The sequence below is a fragment of the Streptomyces sp. NPDC107546 genome (assembly GCF_055639175.1).
In genome coordinates, this window is the sequence record NZ_JBVKBA010000010.1 from 78,868 (window position 1) to 98,656 (window position 19,789).

19 protein-coding genes are annotated in these 19,789 nt (G+C 70.0%); 12 read left to right on the forward strand and 7 right to left on the reverse strand.

Annotation, left to right across the window (positions count from 1 at the left end):
- The first annotated feature begins 15 nt into the window (after positions 1-15).
- The 12 genes from ACZ7L1_RS16910 (at position 16) to ACZ7L1_RS16965 (ending at position 10,677) form a co-directional block, all read left to right on the forward strand.
- A complete protein-coding gene (locus ACZ7L1_RS16910; RefSeq protein ID WP_471437886.1) occupies positions 16-1,326 on the forward strand; it encodes a cation:proton antiporter in 1,311 nt (436 codons plus the stop codon).
- On the forward strand, positions 1,326-2,324 hold the full coding sequence (locus tag ACZ7L1_RS16915) for a DUF1702 family protein (RefSeq protein ID WP_471437887.1): 999 nt from the start codon (positions 1,326-1,328) through the stop codon (positions 2,322-2,324). Before ACZ7L1_RS16910 ends, ACZ7L1_RS16915 begins: the two co-directional genes overlap by 1 nt.
- Positions 2,321-3,250: a DUF1702 family protein gene (locus ACZ7L1_RS16920; protein ID WP_471437889.1), complete on the forward strand. Its 930-nt coding sequence runs from the start codon at positions 2,321-2,323 to the stop codon at positions 3,248-3,250. The genes ACZ7L1_RS16915 and ACZ7L1_RS16920 overlap by 4 nt, the downstream gene beginning before the upstream one ends.
- Before the next feature lie 61 nt (positions 3,251-3,311).
- Complete coding sequence (locus tag ACZ7L1_RS16925; protein ID WP_471437891.1) at positions 3,312-4,553, forward strand: NAD(P)/FAD-dependent oxidoreductase; 1,242 nt, start codon at positions 3,312-3,314, stop codon at positions 4,551-4,553.
- Positions 4,554-4,589: 36 nt separating this feature from the next.
- A complete protein-coding gene (locus ACZ7L1_RS16930) occupies positions 4,590-4,859 on the forward strand; it encodes a 4Fe-4S dicluster domain-containing protein (RefSeq protein ID WP_471437893.1) in 270 nt (89 codons plus the stop codon).
- A gap of 138 nt (positions 4,860-4,997) precedes the next feature.
- The gene (locus ACZ7L1_RS16935) at positions 4,998-5,426 is read left to right on the forward strand and encodes a VOC family protein (RefSeq protein WP_471437894.1); all 429 of its coding nucleotides are present in this window, start codon (positions 4,998-5,000) and stop codon (positions 5,424-5,426) included.
- 18 nt (positions 5,427-5,444) lie between these two features.
- Positions 5,445-5,774 carry an SCP2 sterol-binding domain-containing protein gene (locus tag ACZ7L1_RS16940; RefSeq protein ID WP_471437896.1) on the forward strand — a complete coding sequence of 110 codons (330 nt, stop codon included), beginning with the start codon at positions 5,445-5,447 and terminating at the stop codon, positions 5,772-5,774.
- 121 nt (positions 5,775-5,895) lie between these two features.
- Positions 5,896-6,678, forward strand: coding sequence for a methyltransferase domain-containing protein (locus ACZ7L1_RS16945; RefSeq protein WP_471437898.1), 783 nt, complete (start codon positions 5,896-5,898; stop codon positions 6,676-6,678).
- Between the two features lie 34 nt (positions 6,679-6,712).
- Entirely contained in the window at positions 6,713-7,045 is a 333-nt protein-coding gene (locus ACZ7L1_RS16950; RefSeq protein WP_471437900.1) for a YciI family protein, read from the forward strand.
- A gap of 73 nt (positions 7,046-7,118) precedes the next feature.
- A complete protein-coding gene (locus ACZ7L1_RS16955; RefSeq protein WP_471437901.1) occupies positions 7,119-9,623 on the forward strand; it encodes a DHA2 family efflux MFS transporter permease subunit in 2,505 nt (834 codons plus the stop codon).
- Positions 9,624-9,638: 15 nt separating this feature from the next.
- Positions 9,639-9,980: a TfoX/Sxy family protein gene (locus ACZ7L1_RS16960; protein WP_471437902.1), complete on the forward strand. Its 342-nt coding sequence runs from the start codon at positions 9,639-9,641 to the stop codon at positions 9,978-9,980.
- The gene (locus ACZ7L1_RS16965) at positions 9,970-10,677 is read left to right on the forward strand and encodes a DUF2461 domain-containing protein (RefSeq protein ID WP_471437903.1); all 708 of its coding nucleotides are present in this window, start codon (positions 9,970-9,972) and stop codon (positions 10,675-10,677) included. The genes ACZ7L1_RS16960 and ACZ7L1_RS16965 overlap by 11 nt, the downstream gene beginning before the upstream one ends.
- A gap of 409 nt (positions 10,678-11,086) precedes the next feature.
- Here the strand turns inward: ACZ7L1_RS16965 and ACZ7L1_RS16970 are convergent, their stop codons facing one another.
- The 7 genes from ACZ7L1_RS16970 to ACZ7L1_RS17000 all read right to left on the reverse strand — a co-directional run bounded on the left by ACZ7L1_RS16970 (position 11,087) and on the right by ACZ7L1_RS17000 (position 19,778).
- Positions 11,087-12,940 carry an ABC transporter ATP-binding protein gene (locus ACZ7L1_RS16970; RefSeq protein ID WP_471437904.1) on the reverse strand — a complete coding sequence of 618 codons (1,854 nt, stop codon included), beginning with the start codon at positions 12,938-12,940 and terminating at the stop codon, positions 11,087-11,089.
- Positions 12,937-13,374 (reverse strand): lasso peptide biosynthesis B2 protein, encoded by a 438-nt coding sequence (locus ACZ7L1_RS16975; protein ID WP_453277483.1) that lies wholly within the window; start codon positions 13,372-13,374, stop codon positions 12,937-12,939. Before ACZ7L1_RS16975 ends, ACZ7L1_RS16970 begins: the two co-directional genes overlap by 4 nt.
- Positions 13,371-13,625, reverse strand: a complete 255-nt coding sequence (locus tag ACZ7L1_RS16980) for a lasso peptide biosynthesis PqqD family chaperone (RefSeq protein ID WP_356157174.1) — start codon at positions 13,623-13,625, stop codon at positions 13,371-13,373. The genes ACZ7L1_RS16975 and ACZ7L1_RS16980 overlap by 4 nt, the downstream gene beginning before the upstream one ends.
- A 37-nt stretch (positions 13,626-13,662) precedes the next feature.
- The gene (locus tag ACZ7L1_RS16985) at positions 13,663-15,513 is read right to left on the reverse strand and encodes a lasso peptide isopeptide bond-forming cyclase (protein WP_471437906.1); all 1,851 of its coding nucleotides are present in this window, start codon (positions 15,511-15,513) and stop codon (positions 13,663-13,665) included.
- A 26-nt stretch (positions 15,514-15,539) separates the two neighbouring features.
- Entirely contained in the window at positions 15,540-15,650 is a 111-nt protein-coding gene (locus ACZ7L1_RS16990; protein ID WP_107047813.1) for a keywimysin-related RiPP, read from the reverse strand.
- 1,195 nt (positions 15,651-16,845) lie between these two features.
- A complete protein-coding gene (gene exaC / locus ACZ7L1_RS16995; protein ID WP_471437907.1) occupies positions 16,846-18,369 on the reverse strand; it encodes an acetaldehyde dehydrogenase ExaC in 1,524 nt (507 codons plus the stop codon).
- Positions 18,370-18,500: 131 nt separating this feature from the next.
- Positions 18,501-19,778 carry a GAF domain-containing protein gene (locus ACZ7L1_RS17000; protein ID WP_471437908.1) on the reverse strand — a complete coding sequence of 426 codons (1,278 nt, stop codon included), beginning with the start codon at positions 19,776-19,778 and terminating at the stop codon, positions 18,501-18,503.
- Positions 19,779-19,789 lie beyond the last annotated feature (11 nt).

Here is a 19,789-nt window from a genome sequence, read left to right on the forward strand (position 1 = left end):
GGAATCGGGGGAGACATGTCGAACTCGGAAATGGCCCTGCACTTCTTCCTGCAGTTGGCCGTCATTCTCGCGGTGTGCCGCCTGGTCGGCCTGCTCGTTCGGCGGCTGGGCCAGCCGCAGGTCGTGGGCGAGATGATCGCCGGCGTCCTGCTCGGGCCCTCCCTGCTGGGGGTGGTGGCCCCGCGCTGGCAGGCCGAACTGTTCCCCAAGGGCCCTGCCATGACCATGATTTACGTGGCCGCCCAGGTCGGACTCGTGCTGTACATGTTCCTGGTGGGCCTGGAATTCGATGCCAATCTGATCCGGCACCGGGTGTCCAGTGCGGTGTCCATCTCACTGGCCGGAGTCCTCGCCCCGCTCGTCATGGGGGCCCTGACCGCGGTCCTGCTGGTCCGGCAGGACAACACCTACTTCAGCGACGGCGTCCGGTCCTGGCAGGCCATGCTGTTCATGGGATCGGCCGTCTCCATCACCGCGTTCCCGATGCTCGCGCGCATCATTTTCGAGCGCCGGCTGACCGGGACCTCGCTGGGCACCCTGGCGCTGGCGGCAGGGGCCACCGACGACGCGATCTCCTGGTGCCTGCTGGCCATGGTCCTCGCCGTGTTCAAGCACAACACCGTGATCGCGGTCCTGGCCATCGGCGGGGGCGCCGCCTACGCGCTCACCGTCCTGACCGTCGGCAAGCGGTTCCTGCGCCCCCTGGGGACCAGGGCCGAGCAGGAGGGCGGGGTCGGTTCGCCGGTCCTGGCCCTGGTGCTGATGCTGCTCATGGGCGCCGCCTGGTTCACCGACCTCGTGGGGATCTATTCCATCTTCGGAGCCTTCATCCTCGGGGCCGCCATGCCCCGCGGTGTCTTCGCCCAGCACGTACGCCGTGCCCTCGAACCGCTCGTCACCAACTTCCTGCTGCCCCTGTTCTTCGTGTTCTCCGGTCTGAACACCCGGGTCGGTCTGGTCAACAGCGCCGCGCTGTGGGGAGTGACGCTGCTGATCCTCCTGGTGTCGGTGCTCGGCAAGGGGGGCGCCTGCTGGTTCGCCGCCCGGGTCAACGGCGAGTCCCAGCGCGAGGCCCTCGCGCTGGGCAGCCTGATGAACGCCCGCGGCTTGATGGAGCTCATCCTGCTCAACATCGGACTCGAGGCCGGCCTGATCACCCCCACCCTGTTCGCCATGCTCGTCCTCATGGCCATCGTGACCACGCTCATGGCCACGCCGCTCTTCGAGTTCGTCTACGGCCGCTTCCGGCCCCAGCCGGTGCCCGCCGCCCCCACCGTCCTGGACGAGGCCGCCACGAGCCTCGCCGTCGAACGAGGAGTCCGGTGATGACCCTGCCGCTCGGAACGCTTCTCAAGCCGCTCTTCCCCCTGTCCGCCGACTCCTTCCCCGCCATGGCAGCGGAACGCTTCGGCGCCCAGGAGGACATGGACCGCACCTGGCTCACCTTCGAACCTGTGGCCCGCACACTCGTCGACACCTTCTACCTGACCCTGGACCATCCGCGGCACGACCAGTTGGTTCCACGACTGGAGGCTGTGGAGCCGGAACTGCGCGGAATCGCCTACGAGGGCGCCGGCATGGGGCTGATGCTGCTCGACAGCCTGTTCCCGTACAAGAAGCGGCTGCCCGCGTTCCTCCACGGACCCGGCGCGCCGTACCGGTGTCTGGTCTACATCGGCGCCGGACTCGTCCTGCCGCGCGTCCCCGTGAACATCCATCGCTTCCTCGCCCGGCAGGACCCCTTCCTGCGCTGGCTGGTGATGGACGGTTACGGCTTCTACGAGGGCTTCTTCTCCTGGCGGGACGCCATCGAGCGGCATCGGACCCCGCGCCGGATCCGCGGCTACGCGGCACGGGCCTTCGACCAGGGGGTGGGCCGCAGTCTGTGGTTCTCCACCGGCGCCAACGTCGAACGCATTATCGGCACCATCAACGCCTTCCCGTCCGGGCGGCAGGGCGACCTGTGGAGCGGCATCGGCCTGGCCTGCGCCTACGCGGCGGGCGTCATGGACCGCGACGCCATCACCACGCTCCTTGAAGCGGCGGGTGAACACCGCGCCGACTTCGCCACGGGCACCGCGGTCGCCTCCATCTTCCGTGAACAGTCCGGCCAGACGGCACCGCACACCGACCTGGCATGCGAGGTGGTGTGGGGCAGGGGAGCACCCGAGGTCGCCGCCGTCGCCCACGAGGCCGGCCCCCGTCCCGGCCACGTCACCGCCCGACCCTCCCAGCCCGCCTACGAACGGTGGCGCCGAGCCATCCGCGGAGCCTGGCCCGGCACACCGGTCGCCACCTCGTCGACGAAGGGACTGAACGCATGACCTCCGTCGGACTCGCCCGCAGGGCACTGTTCGGGATCCCCTCCGCCCAGGCGGTGTTCTCCCGTCCGGGGTTCGCCGCGGAGGCATGGGAGCGGTTCGCACCGGTCGCGCACTCCCTCATGGAGGGCTACCACGCGGCACTCGAGGACCCGAGGCTGCCGCATCTGGCCGCGCGCCTGGAGGCAGTCGAACCCTCCTTGCAGGGCTTCGCCTACGAGGGCGCGGGAATGGGGCTGGCCGCGCTGGACGCCCTCACGCCCTGGAAGCGGCGGTTGAGGGAATTCGTCAGCGGACCCGGTGCCGGCCATATCTACCCGGTGTACGTCGGCGTGGGCCTCGCCTACGCGCGGCTGAAGCGCCTGCCGGAGAACAACCTGGCCGGTCTCGACCCCCTGTTGGGCTGGGTGACCGCGGACGGTTACGGCTTCCACGAGGCGTTCTTCAGGCGCCGCCGCTACGTCGAGCAGCACGCCGTGCCCACCCGGCTGTCCGTCCACGGTCGTCGGTTCTTCGACCAGGGAGTGGGCCGGGCCCTGTGGTTCTCCGGCGGGGCCCTGGTCGACCACGTCGCCCGACTCGTCGCCGGTTTCCCGCCGGAGCGGCACGCGGACCTGTGGAGCGGGGTGGGGCTGGCCGCCTCCTACGGCGGTGGCGCCGACGCGGACGCTCTCCGATCGGTCCTCGACCACGCCGCCGCATACCGGCCGCAGCTGGCCCGCGGTGCCGCCACCGCGGCATGGGGGCGGGTCAGGGCCGGCAACCCGGCCGCGCACACCGACCTCGCCTGCCGGATCTTCTGCCGACGCGACAGCGGCGAGGCGGCCGCCGTGGTCGAGGACGCCGCCCGCGGTCTCCCCGTGATCAGCGTCGAACCCCGCTACGAGATCTGGCGCCGACGCACCGAAGCAGCACTGGCCGCCGCATGAGGAACCTGTCGCGCGGCACCGCTGAACGATCCGCCCATGCCCAGCAGAAAGGGAATCGGCCGTGTACGACGTCATCGTGATCGGTGCCCGCGTGGCCGGCGCACCCACCGCCATGCTGCTCGCCAGGAAGGGATACAAGGTGCTGCTCCTGGACAGGGCCACCTTCCCCAGCGACACCGTCTCCACCCACATGATCACGGTCGAGGGCAGCGCCCAGCTCCGGCGCTGGGGTCTTCTCGGGCAGATCGAGGCGTCCCACTGCCCGCCGGTGACGAACATCGTCCTCGACCTGTGCTTCGAGCGGTACGGCCACTTCACGCTGGAGGGCTTCCCCTACCCCGTCGACGACGGATTCGCCGCCATCTACGCCCCCAAGCGCACCATGCTCGACAAGATGCTGGTCGACGCCGCCGCCGCGGCCGGCGCCGAGGTCCGCGAGGGATTCGGTGTCCGGGAGCTGCTCGTCGAGGACGGCAGGGTCGTCGGGATCAGGGGCCGGGGCGCCAGCGGCATCGACATCACCGAGCGGGCGCGCATGGTGATCGGCGCGGACGGCATGCGGTCGATCGTCGCCCGTACCGTCTGCGCGCCGGAGTACCACGTCGCCCCGCCCAAGGCCTTCGGCTACTACACGTACTGGGACGACGTGGAACTCATGGGCCTGGAGTTCTACACCCGCCCCGGCAGCACCGTCATCGCGTTTCCGACGCACGACGATCAGGCCGCCGTGTTCGTTGAGCGTCCCGAACGCGACTTCGCCGACTTCAGGAGCGACGTCCGCGGCAACTACCTCAAGACGGTCGACGACATCGCCCCGGGCCTCGGGGTGCGCCTGGAGGCCGGCGCCCTCGCGCACCGGTTCATGGGCGCGGGCAACCGCCCCAACTTCTTCCGCAAGCCCTTCGGCCGCGGGTGGGCACTGGTCGGCGACGCAGGAGCCCACAAGGACCCGATCACCGCCCAGGGCATCACCGACGCCTTCCGGGACGCCGAGTTGCTCGCCCAGGCCGTCGACGCCGGTTTCTCGGGGCTGATGCCCCTGGAGACGGCCCTGCAGAGCTACGAGTACCGGCGGAACGAGGCGCTCAAGCCGCTCTACGACTTCATCGTGGACCACGCCGCGATGGAGCCGTTCGATCCCGCATTCCAGGACGTGCTGGCCGCGATGCGCGGCAACCAGGACGCCGTCAACCGGTTCTTCGGCGTCATTCAGAACACCGTTCCGTGGGCGGAGTTCTTCACTCCCGAGAACCTGTCCTCGCTCATGGGCCTCACCGGGCCGGAACCGGCCGAGGCCGGCTGAGGCAAACGCCGGGAGAAACCCTGAGAGGAAACACGTATGGCCTACGTGATCACCGCAGCCTGCGTCGGGAACAAGGACACCGCCTGCTGGGAGACCTGCCCGGCCGACGCCATCCACCCCGGTCCGGGTGAGGCGGCCTTCCGCGACCAACCGCAGCTCTACATCGACCCGACCGAGTGCATCGACTGCGGGGCGTGCGAACCCGTCTGCCCCGTGGAGGCGATCTACCCCGAGGACGAAGTCCCGGAGGAGGCGCAGGAGTCGATCGCCGTGAACCGAGACCGGACCGCGGCCCGCTCGATCTGAACGCGGCACCCGTGCCCCGCGCCGGATCCCACTTTCCGGCGCGGTAATTACCCCGTAAGTCGGCGCGACTAGCTTCACCGTGAGGTCCCGAAACGATCACCTCGACGGTGATGCGACGTCACAGGAAGGAGTGACGCAGTGTCCGCGCACCTGGACGTCGTCACGATTCTCGTCAGCAGAATGGAGCGCACCAAGGCCTTTTACACGGAGCTTCTCGGCTTCAGGCCCGTCGAGGAATTCTCCGCTCCCACCGGGGACTTCGTGTGGCTGCGGTCGCAGAAGCGCAGCAGCAGCATCGCCCTGCAGGATCTGGCCACCCGGGCCGGCAAGCCGACGCAGGCCGACATCCCCGAGACCAGCGGCGGGCTCATGCTGGGCTTCGTCGTGGACGACGCGGAGGAGGCCTACAAGAAGGCCCACGACGGCGGCTACGAGATCCGGACCCAGGTCGTCGACATGGGGAAGGGCCGCACCTTCGGGGCCAAAGACCCCGAGGGCAACTTCGTCCAGCTCTTTGACGTGTACCCGAAGTTCCAGGAGATCCAGCGCCGGCTGGACCTGGACTGAGCGTGAGGAGTCGATCCAATGTCGATGACCGTAGGAGAGCTGTTCGAGGCTCTCTCCACGCGGTTCAAGGGCGAGCAGGCAGTAGGTCTGGTCCGGACCCTGCAGTGGCAGATCACCGACGAGGACCCCGGCGTGTGGGCCTTCGAGATCAACGACGGCCAGGGGCGGCTCATCCCGGGCGGGGTGGACAACCCGGACACCACCTTCATCACCAGCAGTGAGACCTGGACCGCCATCGCCGAGGGACGGCAGGACGCGATGCGGGCCTTCATGACCGGAAAGCTGAAGGTCAAGGGCGACATGATGCTGGCGATGAAGGTCCCCAAGCTCTTCGAAACCGGCGTCTGACGACCTCGTCCTGACGACCTCGTCCTCTCGCGGACAGACCGCGAACCTCGAGGAGCCACACCGCGCTCCCGGCCTCCCCTGAACCACCTCCTGCGCCCATCCGCCGAAGGAGTTGACCAGCGTGCAGCGTTCGGCCGAACGTCCCACCGACCCCGAGAAGACGCGCCTCGAACGGGTCGCCGCCCTCACCGATCCCGCCACCATCCGTTACCTCGAACAGATCGGGGTCCGCGAGGGATGGACCTGCGCCGAAGTCGGGGCAGGTGCCGGATCGATCGCACAGTGGCTGTCCAACCGGGTCGGCCACTTCGGCAAGGTCCACGCCATCGACCTCGAGCCCGGCTACATGGAGGGTGTCACCGCCCCGAACCTGGAGTTCCGGCAGCAGGACATCACCACCGCACCGCTGGAGGAGGGCACCTACGACCTGGTGCATTGCAAGATCCTCCTGATGCACCTGGCCGACCGCGAACGCGTTCTCGGCGAGTTCGCCAAGGCCCTCAAGCCGGGCGGGTACCTGCTCGTGGAGGAGGCGGACATCCGCAGCATCCAGCGGGTCGATCCGCCCTCGCCCCTGCTCACCCGGGCCGCCGCCGCCCTGGAGACGTTCTTCTACTTCGGTGGAGCCGATCCCGGGTACGGCATGAAGCTCCTGCCGGCGTTCCGGCGCACCGGGCTCGAAGTCCTCGGCACCGACTGCCAGTTGACCGCTGTGCAGGCGGGAAGCCCCGAGATGCAGTCGGTCGCGCTGAGCCTGGCGAAACTCGCCCCGATGATCGTCAAGGCAGGCCTGATGGGCCAGAAGGAGGTAGAGGCCGCCTTCGACCAACTCCAGCAGCCCTCCGACACAGTGGTCTACACCCCGATCACGGTGGCGGTGTGGGGCCGGCGCACCGACAACTGACCATCCGTGGCACGGGACAGAAGGGACCGCGACTTTGCTGTACGTAGTCATCGCCCACGACGGCACCGAACCCGGGACGTTCGAACGCCGCATGAGTGTCCGGCCCGCCCACATGGCAGGCGGCGAGAAGATGATGGCCGACGGCTCCTTCCTCTTCGGTGGGGCCATCCTGGACGGGGCCGGAAAGATGGCCGGGGGAGTCCTGGTCGTCGACTTCGAGACCCGCGCCGAGATCGACGAATGGCTCAAGAACGAGCCCTACATCATCAACAAGGTCTGGGACCGCGTCGAGGTCCACCCGTTCCTCGTTCCTCCGCAGTTCCTCAGCCTCTTCCCCAAGTACCAGGAGCAGCCGGCCGCCGGCTGAGCGCCGTGCGAGCGATCCACCGGCCCTCCCTTCCGGCGACGGCACTCGCCCCATCACAGAGAGCTCAAGCGCAATGGAGACAACTTCCCGCAGAATCAGGGCACTGACCCTCCTGGTCACCAGCCTGGGGTCGTTCATGGTCCTGCTCGACGGCTCCATCATCTTCGTCGCCCTCTCCGAGATCCAGAAGGACCTCGGCACGGAGATCTCCTCCCTGCAGTGGACGGTCGACGCCTACACCCTGCCCTTCGCGGCACTGATGCTGACCGCCGGCACGCTCGGAGACAGGCTGGGCCGCAAGCGTGTGTTCCTCGTCGGCCTGGTTCTCTTCCTCATCGGCTCGGCCCTGTGCGGCTTCGCGGGCAGCCTCGGCGTGCTGATCGTGGGGCGCGTGGTGCAGGGATTCGGTGCCGCCGCCATCAACACCGGAAGCCTGTCCCTGCTCGTGTCGACCTTCACCGACCCGCCGGGCCGGGCCAAGGCAATCGGCATATGGACCGCCGTCTCCGGTGTCTCCCTGGCCCTGGGCCCACTGGTCGGCGGCGTTCTGATCGAGACCTTCAGCTGGAACGCGATCTTCCTGCTGAACCTGCCGGTCGGCGCGCTGGCGCTCGTCCTCGGCGTGCCCCGCCTGGTCGAGTCGAAGAACCCAGGGGCCCAGAACCTCGACGTCCCGGGCCAGTTCCTTGCCACGGCCGGTCTGTTCTGCCTGGTCATGGGGCTGATCCAGGGCGGGCACGAAGAGTGGGGCTCGCCGCTGATCGTCGGCCTCCTGGCCGGGGCCGTACTGCTGCTCGGTGCGTTCCTGGTCGTCGAGACGCGTGGCCGGGAGCCGTTGCTGCCGCTCGAACTCTTCCGCAACCGCACGTTCGCCGTCTCCTGTGCCATCGCCTCGCTGCTCGGCTTCGTCATCGTCGGCGCGATGTTCTTCATGGCCCAGTACTTCCAGATCGTGCAGTCGCACTCCGCGCTCGAGGCCGGTGTCCGTCTCCTCCCGCTGACGCTGGGCATCTTCTTCTTCTCACCGCCGGCCAGCCGGATCGCCGGCAAGGTGGGGCCCCGCATCCCGATCGTCGTCGGGGCCGTCCTGGTGACCGCGGGATTCCTTCTGCTCACCACGATCGACCCGGCAACGGGCTTCGGCGCAGTCTGGTGGAAGCTCGGCATCGTCGGCGGCGGCATCGGATGCATGTTCGCTCCGCTGACGGTGGCGGTCATGGCCTCGACGCCTCCGCAGCGTGCCGGGCTCGGCTCCTCGATGATCAACACCACCCGCATCACCGGGTTCACGGCCGGTGCCGCCGTCCTGGGCACGGTGGTCCTGTCGCAGTTCAAGGACAAGGTTTCCGATGCCCTCGTCGGCCTCGGCGTGCCCGCCGCGACCGGCAGCCGCATCGCCGAGCAGATCGGCGGCTCCGGCGCTCTCGCCGGCAGCAGCGGCAAGGCGCCCAGCCGGCTTCCCGTCGGCGCCGCCGACTTCACCGCCGCCGTCAACCGGTCCTTCGTCGGTGCGATCCACACCGTCTTCTTCGTCTGCGCCGCCTGCACGTTCCTCGCCGCCGTCCTCGCCGCGGCGCTCATGACCCGAGGCCGCCTGGCCGGGCCCGGTCCGAGGCCCGCGAGCCCGCCGGACGGCCGCGGCGCGGAGCTCGCCAGGGACGGTGGCGCGTTTGAACGTGCGGCGGCCGGGAGCACCGCAGCCGCGGGAACCCTTGAGCTCCCCTCGGCACTCGTCGAGACCGAGTGGCTCGCCGAGCACCTGGGCCGGCCGGGGCTCGTCGTCGTCGACTGCACGGTGATCCACCGTCCGCTGTCCACGGGCGGAGTCGAACTCGAGAGTGGACTGCCCCGCTACCGGGAGGTCCACCTTCCGGGCGCCGTGTTCGCCGATCTCCTCACCGCGTTCGCCGATCCCGGTTCGCCCAAGCCCTTCACCGTTCCGCCGGCCGAGGTGCTGGCCCGCGCGGTCGAGGAACTGGGCATCGGAAACGGCGACACCGTGGTCCTCTACGACCGGGCCCACACGGCGTTCGCCACCCGGCTCTGGTGGCTCCTGCAGTACCTCGGCCACGACGATGTCGCCGTACTGAACGGCGGCTGGAAGAAGTGGACCGACGAGGGCCGACCCGGCACCACGGACATCCCCGCCGTCACCCGCGGCACCTTTGTGCCCCGGCCACGCCCCGAGTTGTTCGTCACCCGCGAGCAGGTGCTAGCCGCGACCGACGACCCGGGCACCTGTCTGGTCAACGCGCTCTCGCCCGACCAGCACTCCGGTCGCGTCCCGGTCGCGCACGGCCGCCGAGGCCACATTCCCTCGAGCGTCAACGTCCCGGCCCTCGCCCTCGTCGACCCCAAGACCGGCACCTTCCTGCCCGAAGACCGACTGGCCTGCCTCATGGAGGCGGCCGGCGCCACGGATGCCGACAAGGTCATCGCCTACTGCGCCGCGGGTGTGAACGCCACGAGCGACGCCTTCGTCCTGAAACTCCTGGGGGTCCGGGACGTCGCCCTCTACGATGGTGGGCTCGCCGAATGGAGCGGCGACCCGGCGCTTCCCCTCGTCGCCACGGCCTAGGAGGTCAGTCGAACGATGGCATACGACAAAGAGCTGGCGGACCGCATCCGCGAAGCGCTCTCGGGTGAGGCCGCGGTCCGTGAGGTGAGGATGTTCGGAGGCCTCACCTTCATGGTCAACGGCAAGATGACGGCCACCGCCAACACCCACGGTCAGCTCATGGTCCGGTGCGATCCCGAGCGGGTGGAGGAGCTGCTCGGGCGCGAGGGAGCCGACTGGCCGGAGATGCGGGGCCGCCGGATGAGCAAGGGCTGGATCGTGGTCGACTCCTACGGCACGGAGTCGGAAGCTGCCTTCAACTCCTGGATCGAGGAAGCCCTCGCCTACAACAGGAAGGCCAGCGGAAGTGACGACTGAGGACGGCACCCGGGAGACCCCTCCCTTCGAAGGGTTCCCACCCGAACTGTTCTCCTTCCTTGAAGGCCTGGAGAAGGACAACTCCAAGACGTACTGGGAGGCCAACCGGGAGACCTGGGAGCGCCACGTGCAGGAGCCGGTGCGCCGGCTCATGGCGGACCTGGACGAGGAGTTCGGGCCCTTGAGGACGTTCCGGCCCCAACGGGACGTCAGGTTCTCCCGGGACAAGTCCCCTTACAAGACCTGGGTGGGGGTGACGACCAGCGACCGGGCCGTCGGCGGTGTCGGCGCCTTCCTCCGGCTCGACGCGGACGGCATGCGTCTCGCGGGAGGCGCCATGGTGATGGCGCCGGACCAGATCCAGCGTTTCAGGTCCGCCATCGACAACGAGGAGTCGGCGGCCGGGTTCCAGGAGGTCCGGCGTCGGCTGGCCGACCGGTCCCTGCCGGTCGGCCCGGGCCGGGAACCCCCGTTGAAGCGCACGCCCACCGGCTACCCCGCGGACCACCCCCGTGCCGAACTGCTGCGCTGGAAGGGCGCGGTGGTGGTCAGGGAGTACGAACCGGCCGACTGGATGCACCGACCGGAGGCGATCGACAGGGTGCGGGAGGTCTGGACGGCTGCACGACCCCTGACGGAGTGGATCGACCGGTACGTGGGGGACAGCCAGACCCCACCGCGCCACCGCGGCCGCTGACCCGCCGCCGACAGGGCCCGCGGAAGCCAAGGCGTTGGGCAGGCAGGACCACACGAGTCTCATCAGGCCGGCTTTCACCCGACCGACCGAGGCGGCCGCGTCCGCACGGCGTGCGCCGAAGCCGCCCCGCGCACCGTCCGCACGCGTGTTCTGCTGGAACCTGGGAGGGGAGCAGCATGGCGAAGAGCGCCTGACGGTGCATCTGCCCTCGTCAGGCGCCCTTCGTCTGCGTCTAGAAGAAGCCCAGCCTCTTCGGCGAGTACGACACCAGGAGGTTCTTCGTCTGCTGCTGCTACAGCTGCCGTACTGCCGCTGACCAGTAGGAAGGGGGTTCATGGCCGCGACCGCCCGGCAGATGGCCCGTGCATGGTCCGGATCTCGGCCTGCTGGGCCGCGGGGAGGGAACACTTCAACCGTCCGTCCGCCCTCGCTTGCCGATCCCGGGCTCCCCGCCCGCCCGGAGCATCTGGCTCGCGGCCAGCTCGCGATAGAGGGCACTGCTGACCAGCAATTCCTCGTGGCGTCCGCCGGCGGCCGTGCGGCCGTCCTGGAGCACCACGATGTGGTCGGCGTGCTGCACGGTGGACAGACGGTGGGCGATGACCAGCAGGGCGCATTCCTGGGCGATGTCCTTCATGACGGTGGTGAGCGCCGATTCGTTGATCGCGTCGAGGTGGGAGGTGGGCTCGTCCAGCAGGAGCAGCGAGGGGCGTGCCAGCAGCGCGCGGGCGAGGGCGACGCGTTGACGTTCGCCGCCGGAGAGGTTGCTGCCGCGTTCACCGATGACAGCGGCCAGGCCCCCGGGCAGCTGGTCGACGACCTCTTCGAGGCGGGCCAGTTCGACGACGCGCCGGATCTCCGCCTCCGTGGCGTCGGGCACCGCGTAGGTGATGTTGTCGCGCAAGGTGCCGTGGACGACATGGGTGTTCTGGTCGACCACGGCGATGCCTCGGCGGCAGGTGCCACGGGTGAGTTCGGTCGCGGGCCGCCCATCGAAGAGCAAGGTGCCCGCATCCGGCTCGTAGAACCTCGCCACCAGGGCGAACACAGTGCTCTTGCCGGCGCCGGACCGGCCCACCAGGGCTACGTGCCGGCGCTGCGGGACAGCGAACGAAACACCGCGGAGGACCGGCCGCTCAGGGTCGTAGCCGAAGTGGACGTCGTGCAGGGCGAGGACGGGCTGTTCGCGGGAGCCGGCCGGCCCGGCCGGCCGCAGTGTGGGTGCGCGGTCTTTCGGGATCCGGGGTGCGGTGGGCTCCACAGGAAGGCGGAGTGCCTCGTCGATGCGCTGGTAGGCGCCCATCCCGCGTTGGACGAGGCCCACGGCGCGGAAGACGGAGGACAGCGGCAGGACGAGGTACGAGGCGTACAGCAGGAACGCGACGAGGTCACCGAGGGAGCCGGCATGACCGCCTACGCGCAGGCCGCCGACGACCAGGACGATGAGGAAGGAGCCCTGGACGGCGAGTTCGACGGCGGAGCTCATCACGGAGGCGAGCTTCGCGGTGCGCACCCCCGCGCCGTAGGCCGCATCCACGCGGGCACCGATGCCGGCCGCCTCGCGCTCCTCCGCCCGGTGCACGCGGACCATCGGCAGGGCGCCCAGGGCGCGTTCCATGTCGGCGGCGACGGCACCGACCGAGCCCTGCATGTGTTCGGACGCGTTCCTGATGCCCGTGAGCAGCGAGGCGACCACCGCGGCCGCCGCTGTCACGGTCACGGCGACCAGGAGCAGCAGCAGAAGGTCCAGCCACGCCATGAGGGCGATCGCCCCGGCGGCGACCAGGCTTCCCGTCACGAGATCGACCAGGGCCTGCGAGACGACCTCCCGCAGCAAGGTGGTGTCGGCCGTCACCCGGGAGATGAGGTCGCCGCCCCGGTGGCGGTCGTATTCCCTCATCTCCAGTCGGAGCAGCCGACCCACCAGCCCGTGCCGGAGTTGCCGTACGACGCCTTCGCCCATCCGTTCCAGAAGGAAGCGTCCTGCTGCCCCCGTCGCCGCCTCGACGACGAACAGCGTGCCCAGGAGTACCAGCAGCGGCCAGATGACCTGTTCGCGGCCGCTCGCATCCACGACCTGCTTGGCGACCAGTGGCTGGGCCAGCCCCAGGGCGGAGCCCACGAGGGTCAGGGCGCTGGCGACAGCGATGGCGCTCCGATGCCCGGCGGTGAGCCGGTACATCGTGGCCACCGCCGCCAGGGTGGACTTGTCGGCTTCGGCGACCGCGGCCCGGCCGCCGTGCGGGACCGTCGCGCCGGTCATCGGTCAGTAGGCCGTGGCAGCGGGTCGACGGCCACCAGCCGGGCGAAGTAGCCCTGTGGGACTCCCTCGCCGACGGGACGGCCTTCAGCCTCGATCCAGGCGTGCGCGGTGAAGGGCGGGGTGACCCGTACGCCGGTGCACCAGGTCGGCCATGTTCCGCCGAGCCGGCACAGCAGTGCCGCTCCCAGGGAGCGCGGCAGGCACCCCTTCGGTCCGGCGCAGCGCAGGCTGGCGGCGCACATGGCGTCGCGTGCGTTCTGGGCCTGCGCGGTGGTCGCGGGCGCGGCGCCGCGCCGCAGGATGCCGAGCACGGTGCGGATGTGGCGGGGCGGCAGCAGGGCGAAGACGACGGCGGGGAGCAGGACGAGGCGGGCGGTGAGACGTCGGGCCAGGGGCACACCTGTGGGCCGCTCCAGCGCGCTGGGCGTCGTCATGAGGCGAGCCCCGAGTCGCGCAGCTCCCGTACGAGCGAGTCGACGTCCTGCAGGGCCTGCGCCTGGTCGATGTCGAACTCCTGGACCAGGGCGGCGGCCGCGTCCGCCTCCTCGCCGCCGTCCAGCAGCGTCCGCACCACCAAGGTGGCCGTCGGGTTCAACTCCCAATAGGCGCCAGCCTGTTCGTCCAGCAGCACCGTGCCGTAGTCGGTCTCGGCCGTGGAGACGTTGTCGCCGAACCGCAGGGGCATGTGAGGACCTTTCTGACGTGTTTGACAGGGGATGCGGTCAGGGTTGTGGGACACGGATGCGGCCGCGGGCAAGCCCGCGCAGCCACACCTCCGCGGCGATCGTGGAGTAGAGGATGGCATCGGAGAGCCCCGGGGAGGCGGGCCGCCGGGCGAGGCGGCGCAGTTCGGCGCCGTCCACCAGGCCCAGCTCCGCCAGCCGTGAGTCCTCCCACAGGGCCAGCAGGTCGGCGCGGTGTTCACGCAGTCCATTGGAGGCGTCCATGGAGGCCGTGGCCTTGTTGCTGCGCTGCAGGCACTCCTCGGGCACGATCCCGCGCATCGCGGCGCTCAGGACGGGCTTGTACCGCCAGGGCGTGACGCGCTCGCTCGGACGTACGGCGAGACACGCCTCGATGACGCGGTCGTCGAGGAAAGGAGAAGCCATCGGCAGGCCGGCGCGGGCCGCCATCCGGTCCCACTGCCGGATGACGCGGGTGCACGAGCGGATCTGCTCCAGGTCGGTGTGGAGCCCACGGTCCGGATGCAGCGGAGAGGCCGTCGCCGCAGCATCGAGCAGTGCCCGGCGGGCCATCCGCTCGGCCTCGGGAGTCACCCAGTCGAACAGGCGCGGAGCCATGCCCCAGCCGAGACCCGTTGCGACGGACGGGGGCAACGGGCCACGTAGGTCACCGGCGGCGTCGGCGAGCCAATTCCCGTACGGTCGGGAGTCGGCGAGAGCGCGGAGTGTGCCGCCGAGCGGCCATTGCCACAGCGCCCGGAACCCGCGCAACTGGCGCAGGGCGAACAGCGGACGGGTGCGCAGCAGCCGGTGGTAGTACGCCTCGGAGCACCATGCCACGTGGTCGCCGCCGATGCCGGTCAGATGCAACCGGCTGCCGCGTGCGGCGAGGCCGGGCAGGTGGTGCAGCACCCGGGAGCGGTCCATGACGCCGATGGTGGGTTCGTCGAGGAGGTCGTCGATGCGGAGCAGGTCCTCGTAGACCAGCGGCGAGGCGTCGGCGTCCCAGACCACGTGCTCGACGTCCGGCAGGTACCCCATCGCCCGCTCGGCCCAGGACAGGTCGGTGTCCGCCGGATCCCGTCCCGGCCACGTACTGGCCACCACGCGGGCGGGGGAGCGGTCGGCCAGGAAGCAGACGGAGGTGGAGTCCAGACCCCCGGACAGGTCGCAGCTCAGCACGCCGCCCTGATGGGTGCGCGCGCCGACGGCCTCCTCCAGCGCCGTCCGGATCAGGGGCGCCGCTTCAGCAAGCGGCAGGACCGGCTCCGGCGGCGTCCACCACCGAGTGTGCCGTGCGGTGCGCCCGTCAGCGGCGACGACCACGGCGGCCCGCGGAGGAACGGCGGTGACCGCACGCCACATTGACGTCTCGAACAGTGGGTACGGGGCGGGCCACAGCAGCCTTACGGCCAGTTCCTCCACGTCGGGGTCCAGGTCCAGGACGGTGGCCAGCGTGTCGGCGCGAGTCGCGGCCACTCGCACGCCGGCGATCTCCGCGTGGAAGACGAGTCGCAGTCCGGAGGCGGTGCCCTGCACCCTGATCTGTCCGTCGAGGGCGCCGACGAGGTGGAAACTGCCGGGGAGGGATCGGGCCAGTGCGTCGAGCTCCGCGAGATCACGTAACCGTGCGGCCCGGCGCCGCAGCTCGTCGGCGTCGATCGGGCAGCAGCCGACGACGGCGAGGGAGGCGCCGCCGGCGCCCGCCGAGACGACCTCGTCGTCGTGCCAGTGGCCGACCAGCCAGGGCCGGCCCGACGCATGCGCGAGGGTCCGGCTTCCGGGGCGGGCGAAGGAGCGGGCCGCGGCGGCCGCGTCCGCACGGTCCGTGAAGACCGCGAAGTGCGCGTCGCCGGGGCCCGTCCCCGCACTTTCGTGCAGTTCAGTCATGACGTCGGGTCAAGGACCGTCGGTCGTCAGTTCTTGCTCAGGATCAGCCGGTCGTTGCCGGAGCGCTGAAGGAGCCCCGTCTCCTTCCGGAAGGTACCGAGTCGAACGAGCGTCGGTGCCTCATACGCCTTCTTCACGACTACTCCTCACTGCAGGCTTCGCGAACACATCCCTGACCGACGGCCCAGGGGACTGGCCGATGTGCCGTCGGTCGGCCCAGGGCTCATCGGGAACCCGGGCCAGGAAGCGGACGCAGCAATAGGTAGCTGCAGAGCGTGGGATCAAGGCAAGAGCCTTGTGGAGCTCGGATAATATGCAAAATTCGAATCCCGCTGGGTTGTGCACCCGCTCTCGTCTTGGCTGTCGTCGGCTCAGCGGGTTGTGTGAACCGGGTGTACGCATGCGCGAATGAACGTTTCGACATGCGTCCCGGCAGTGGCACGCCGCACCCGCCAGGACGCGTCTGACGGCGGCCACGGGTGGGCGCCGCCGGGGCGCGTTCCATGTCCTCGACGTGCTCCCCTTTGCGTCGCTCCGCTCCTCTCCGAATCGATCACCAGAGATCTCACCGGCGGGCCGCGTGCAGGCGACCGGTTCGGGTTTCCGCATCCACGATTCCCCGGCTCGGCAGAGACTCCTGGGCCGGCGAAGCACCCCAACCACAGGTCAGAGCTGGGATGCCGGTGAGCGAGGACGGGGGCGTGGTTCAGTCGCATCCGCCGCTCGATCGTCCACGTCAGCACGTCCACCATGCGCCTCCCTCCCGTTGCGGAACCTACGAGACGCCTCGGGCGGACCACCCCAGAACCCGCGAACCGGGCCGGGGCAGACGATCACCTGCTAGCGATCACGTCCGAGAGCAGCACGAGCACGTCAATCTCCCCCCACACCAGCAGCCCGACCTGCGAATTCAGGATGAAAATCGATCAATGAGGAGGTGGATCCGGCCGCCGTTCCCAATCCGGCCCAGGTGCTTCGGCTGCTCGAGGCCGTTGCTCGCCAGCGGGGGCGGGGTCCGCATCTTGAAGCATTCTTCGGTTGCATGTACTTCGCGGCTATGCGGCCAGCTGAGGTCATCCACCTTCGGATCGATCAATGCCACTTGCCGAAGACGGGATGGGCGATGCTGAACCTCTCGGGCGGGGTTGTCACGTCTGGCAAGGAGTGGACCGACGACGGTGAGGTGCACGAGGTGCACTCGCTCAAGCGTCGCGCGGCAAGCGCGACGCGGTCTATTGGGAGTTAGTGCGCAAGCCGGGCCCGGTCGAGAGCGGGTTGCGCGAAGGGCGCCTGACGGGTGAAAACCCAGGTCAGGCGCCCTTTCGCATGTGTCTAGAAGAAGCCCAGCCTCTTCGGCGAGTACGACACCAGCAGGTTCTTCGTCTGCTGGTAGTGCTCCAGCATCATCTTGTGGGTCTCACGGCCGATGCCCGAGCCCTTGTAGCCGCCGAACGCCGCGTGTGCCGGGTACGCGTGGTAGCAGTTCGTCCAGACACGGCCCGCCTGGATGGCGCGGCCCGCGCGGTAGGCGGTGTTGATGTCCCGTGTCCACACGCCCGCCCCGAGCCCGTACAGCGTGTCATTGGCGATCTTGATCGCGTCGTCGAAGTCGTGGAACGACGTCACCGACACCACCGGCCCGAAGATCTCCTCCTGGAAGATCCGCATCCGGTTGTCGCCCTCGAAGATCGTCGGCTGGACGTAGTAGCCGCCCTTCAACTCGCCGTCGTGCTCGGCGCGTTCTCCGCCCGTGAGGACCTTCGCGCCCTCCTGCCGGCCGATGTCCAGGTAGGAGAGGATCTTCTCCAACTGGTCGTTCGACGCCTGGGCGCCGATCATCGTGTCGGTGTCCAGCGGATGCCCGGCCCTGATCTTCTCCGTGCGGGCGACCGCAGCCTCCATGAACTCGGCGTAGTGGCCCCGCTGCACCAGCGCCCGTGAGGGGCAGGTGCACACCTCGCCCTGGTTGAGCGCGAACATCGTGAAGCCTTCCAGCGCCTTGTCGCGGAAGTCGTCGTTCGCCGACCACACGTCGTCGAAGAAGATGTTCGGGGACTTCCCGCCGAGTTCCAGCGTCACCGGGGTGATGTTCTCGGAGGCGTACTGCATGATCAGGCGCCCCGTCGTGGTCTCGCCGGTGAACGCGACCTTCGCCACGCGCGGGCTCGACGCCAGCGGTTTGCCCGCCTCCACACCGAAGCCGTTGACGATGTTCACCACACCCGGCGGCAGCAGGTCGGCGACCAGACTCAGCCAGTAGTGGATGGACGCCGGGGTCTGCTCGGCCGGCTTCAGCACGACCGCGTTGCCCGCGGCGAGCGCCGGCGCGAGCTTCCAGGTGGCCATCAGGATGGGGAAGTTCCACGGGATGATCTGCGCCACCACGCCGAGCGGCTCGTGGAAGTGGTACGCCACCGTGTCGTCGTCGAGCTCGCCCAGCGAACCCTCCTGCGCGCGGATCGCGCCCGCGAAGTAGCGGAAGTGGTCGATGGCGAGCGGAATGTCCGCGGCCAGGGTCTCCCGGACGGGCTTGCCGTTCTCCCAGCTCTCGGCCACCGCCAACTGCTCCAGGTTGGCCTCCATCCGGTCGGCGATCTTCCGGAGGATGTCGGAGCGCTCGGTCACCGACGTACGCCCCCAGGCGGGCGCGGCGGCGTGCGCCGCGTCCAGCGCGTGCTCCACGTCCTCGGCGGTGCCCCGCGCGATCTCCGTGAACGGCTGCCCGTTGACCGGAGTCGGATTCTCGAAGTACTGGCCACGCGCCGGCGGCACGTACTCTCCGCCGATGAAGTGGTCGTAACGCGCCTGGTAGGAGACGATCGCGCCCTCGGTGCCGGGCGCTGCGTAACGGGTCATTGCGGCTCTGCCTCCTGGGAAGGCGCTGCCCGCCATTGGGCAGCTCTCGACGCCGAGGCTAGGAACGGGGACGTTGCGAGGACGTTGCGTCCTGGGGCTTACGGACGGATGCCGATCTTCGCTTCCCGGCGTCAGTGAGGTCCGGGACGCTCCCATCCCGCCGGTGCCGCCAGCTCCGTCTCCAGGTCCGTGAGGCGGGCCCTGACCGCCGCGGTCGGCCGTACCGCCGCCAGTGCCCGCCAGACGTCGAGGTCCTCCTCGCCCCACGGCGCGTGCACCCAGTCGGCCAGCAGGTCGGGGTCACGGCGGGCGATCAGCGCCGTTCGCAGCCCGTCGGCGAGCCTGCGCCGCAACCGGGCCACGGCGGGCGCCTGCGAACCGGGCAGCAACGGGCCCCGGTACGCGGCCGCCGCCTCCGCCACCGCGCCCGACGCCAGCCGGCGCTCCACTACGCTGACATCCGACTCCACCGCCGCCGTGAGCCGGTACGGGCGCGACGCCAGCAGACCGGGGCCGAGGATCCGGCGCAGCCGGGCCAGTTCGGCGCGCAGCGTCACCGGTGTCACCGACTCGTCCTCGTACAGCGCGCACAGCAGTTCGTCCCCGGTCAGCCCTTCCGGGTGCCGGGCCAGCAGCACCAGGATCTCGCTGTGCCGACGGCTGAGCCGGACCCTTCGGCCGCCGACGAGGAGCCGCACCTCGTCACGGCCGAGCGCCGTCAGCCGCAGTGCGTCCGCCGCGTCCTCGACCGGAGCCAGGAGCGCCAGCTGGGACTCGGCGGCCCGGGCCACCGCCTGTACGAACCCCAGGCTGTGCGGATGCGCGAGCCGGTCACCGCCGGTGATGTCCAGCGCGCCGAGCACCCGCCCGGTGCGCGGATCGTGCACGGGCGCCGCCGCGCACGTCCACGGCTGTACCCGCCGGACGAAGTGCTCGGCGGCGAACACCTGCACCGGCCGGTCCACCGCGACGGCCGTCCCCGGCGCGTTCGTCCCCACCGCGGACTCCGCCCAACGGGCACCCGGCACGAAGTTCATGCCGTCCGCCCGCCGTCGTGTCGCCGGATGTCCCTCGACCCACAGCAGCCTGCCCTGCGCGTCGCACACCGCCAGCAGATGCTCGCCGTCCGCCGCGAACGGGCCCATCAGTTCACGCACCAGCGGCATCACCCGAGCGAGCGGATGCTCGGCCCGGTACGAGCCGAGGTCGTCGTCCGCCAGCTCCACCGGCGCCGTACCGTCCGGTCCGACGCCCGCCAGCGCCGAACGCCGCCACGAGTCGGCCACCACAGGACGGACCCGCCGCGCCACCGTCCCCACCGCCGTGAACGTCTCGTGCGCGCGACGCAGCTCCCGCACCCGTTCGACGGGATCGGCCCCTGGCTCCAGGGCCACCCACGGCTCGGTCAACTCGGCCTCCC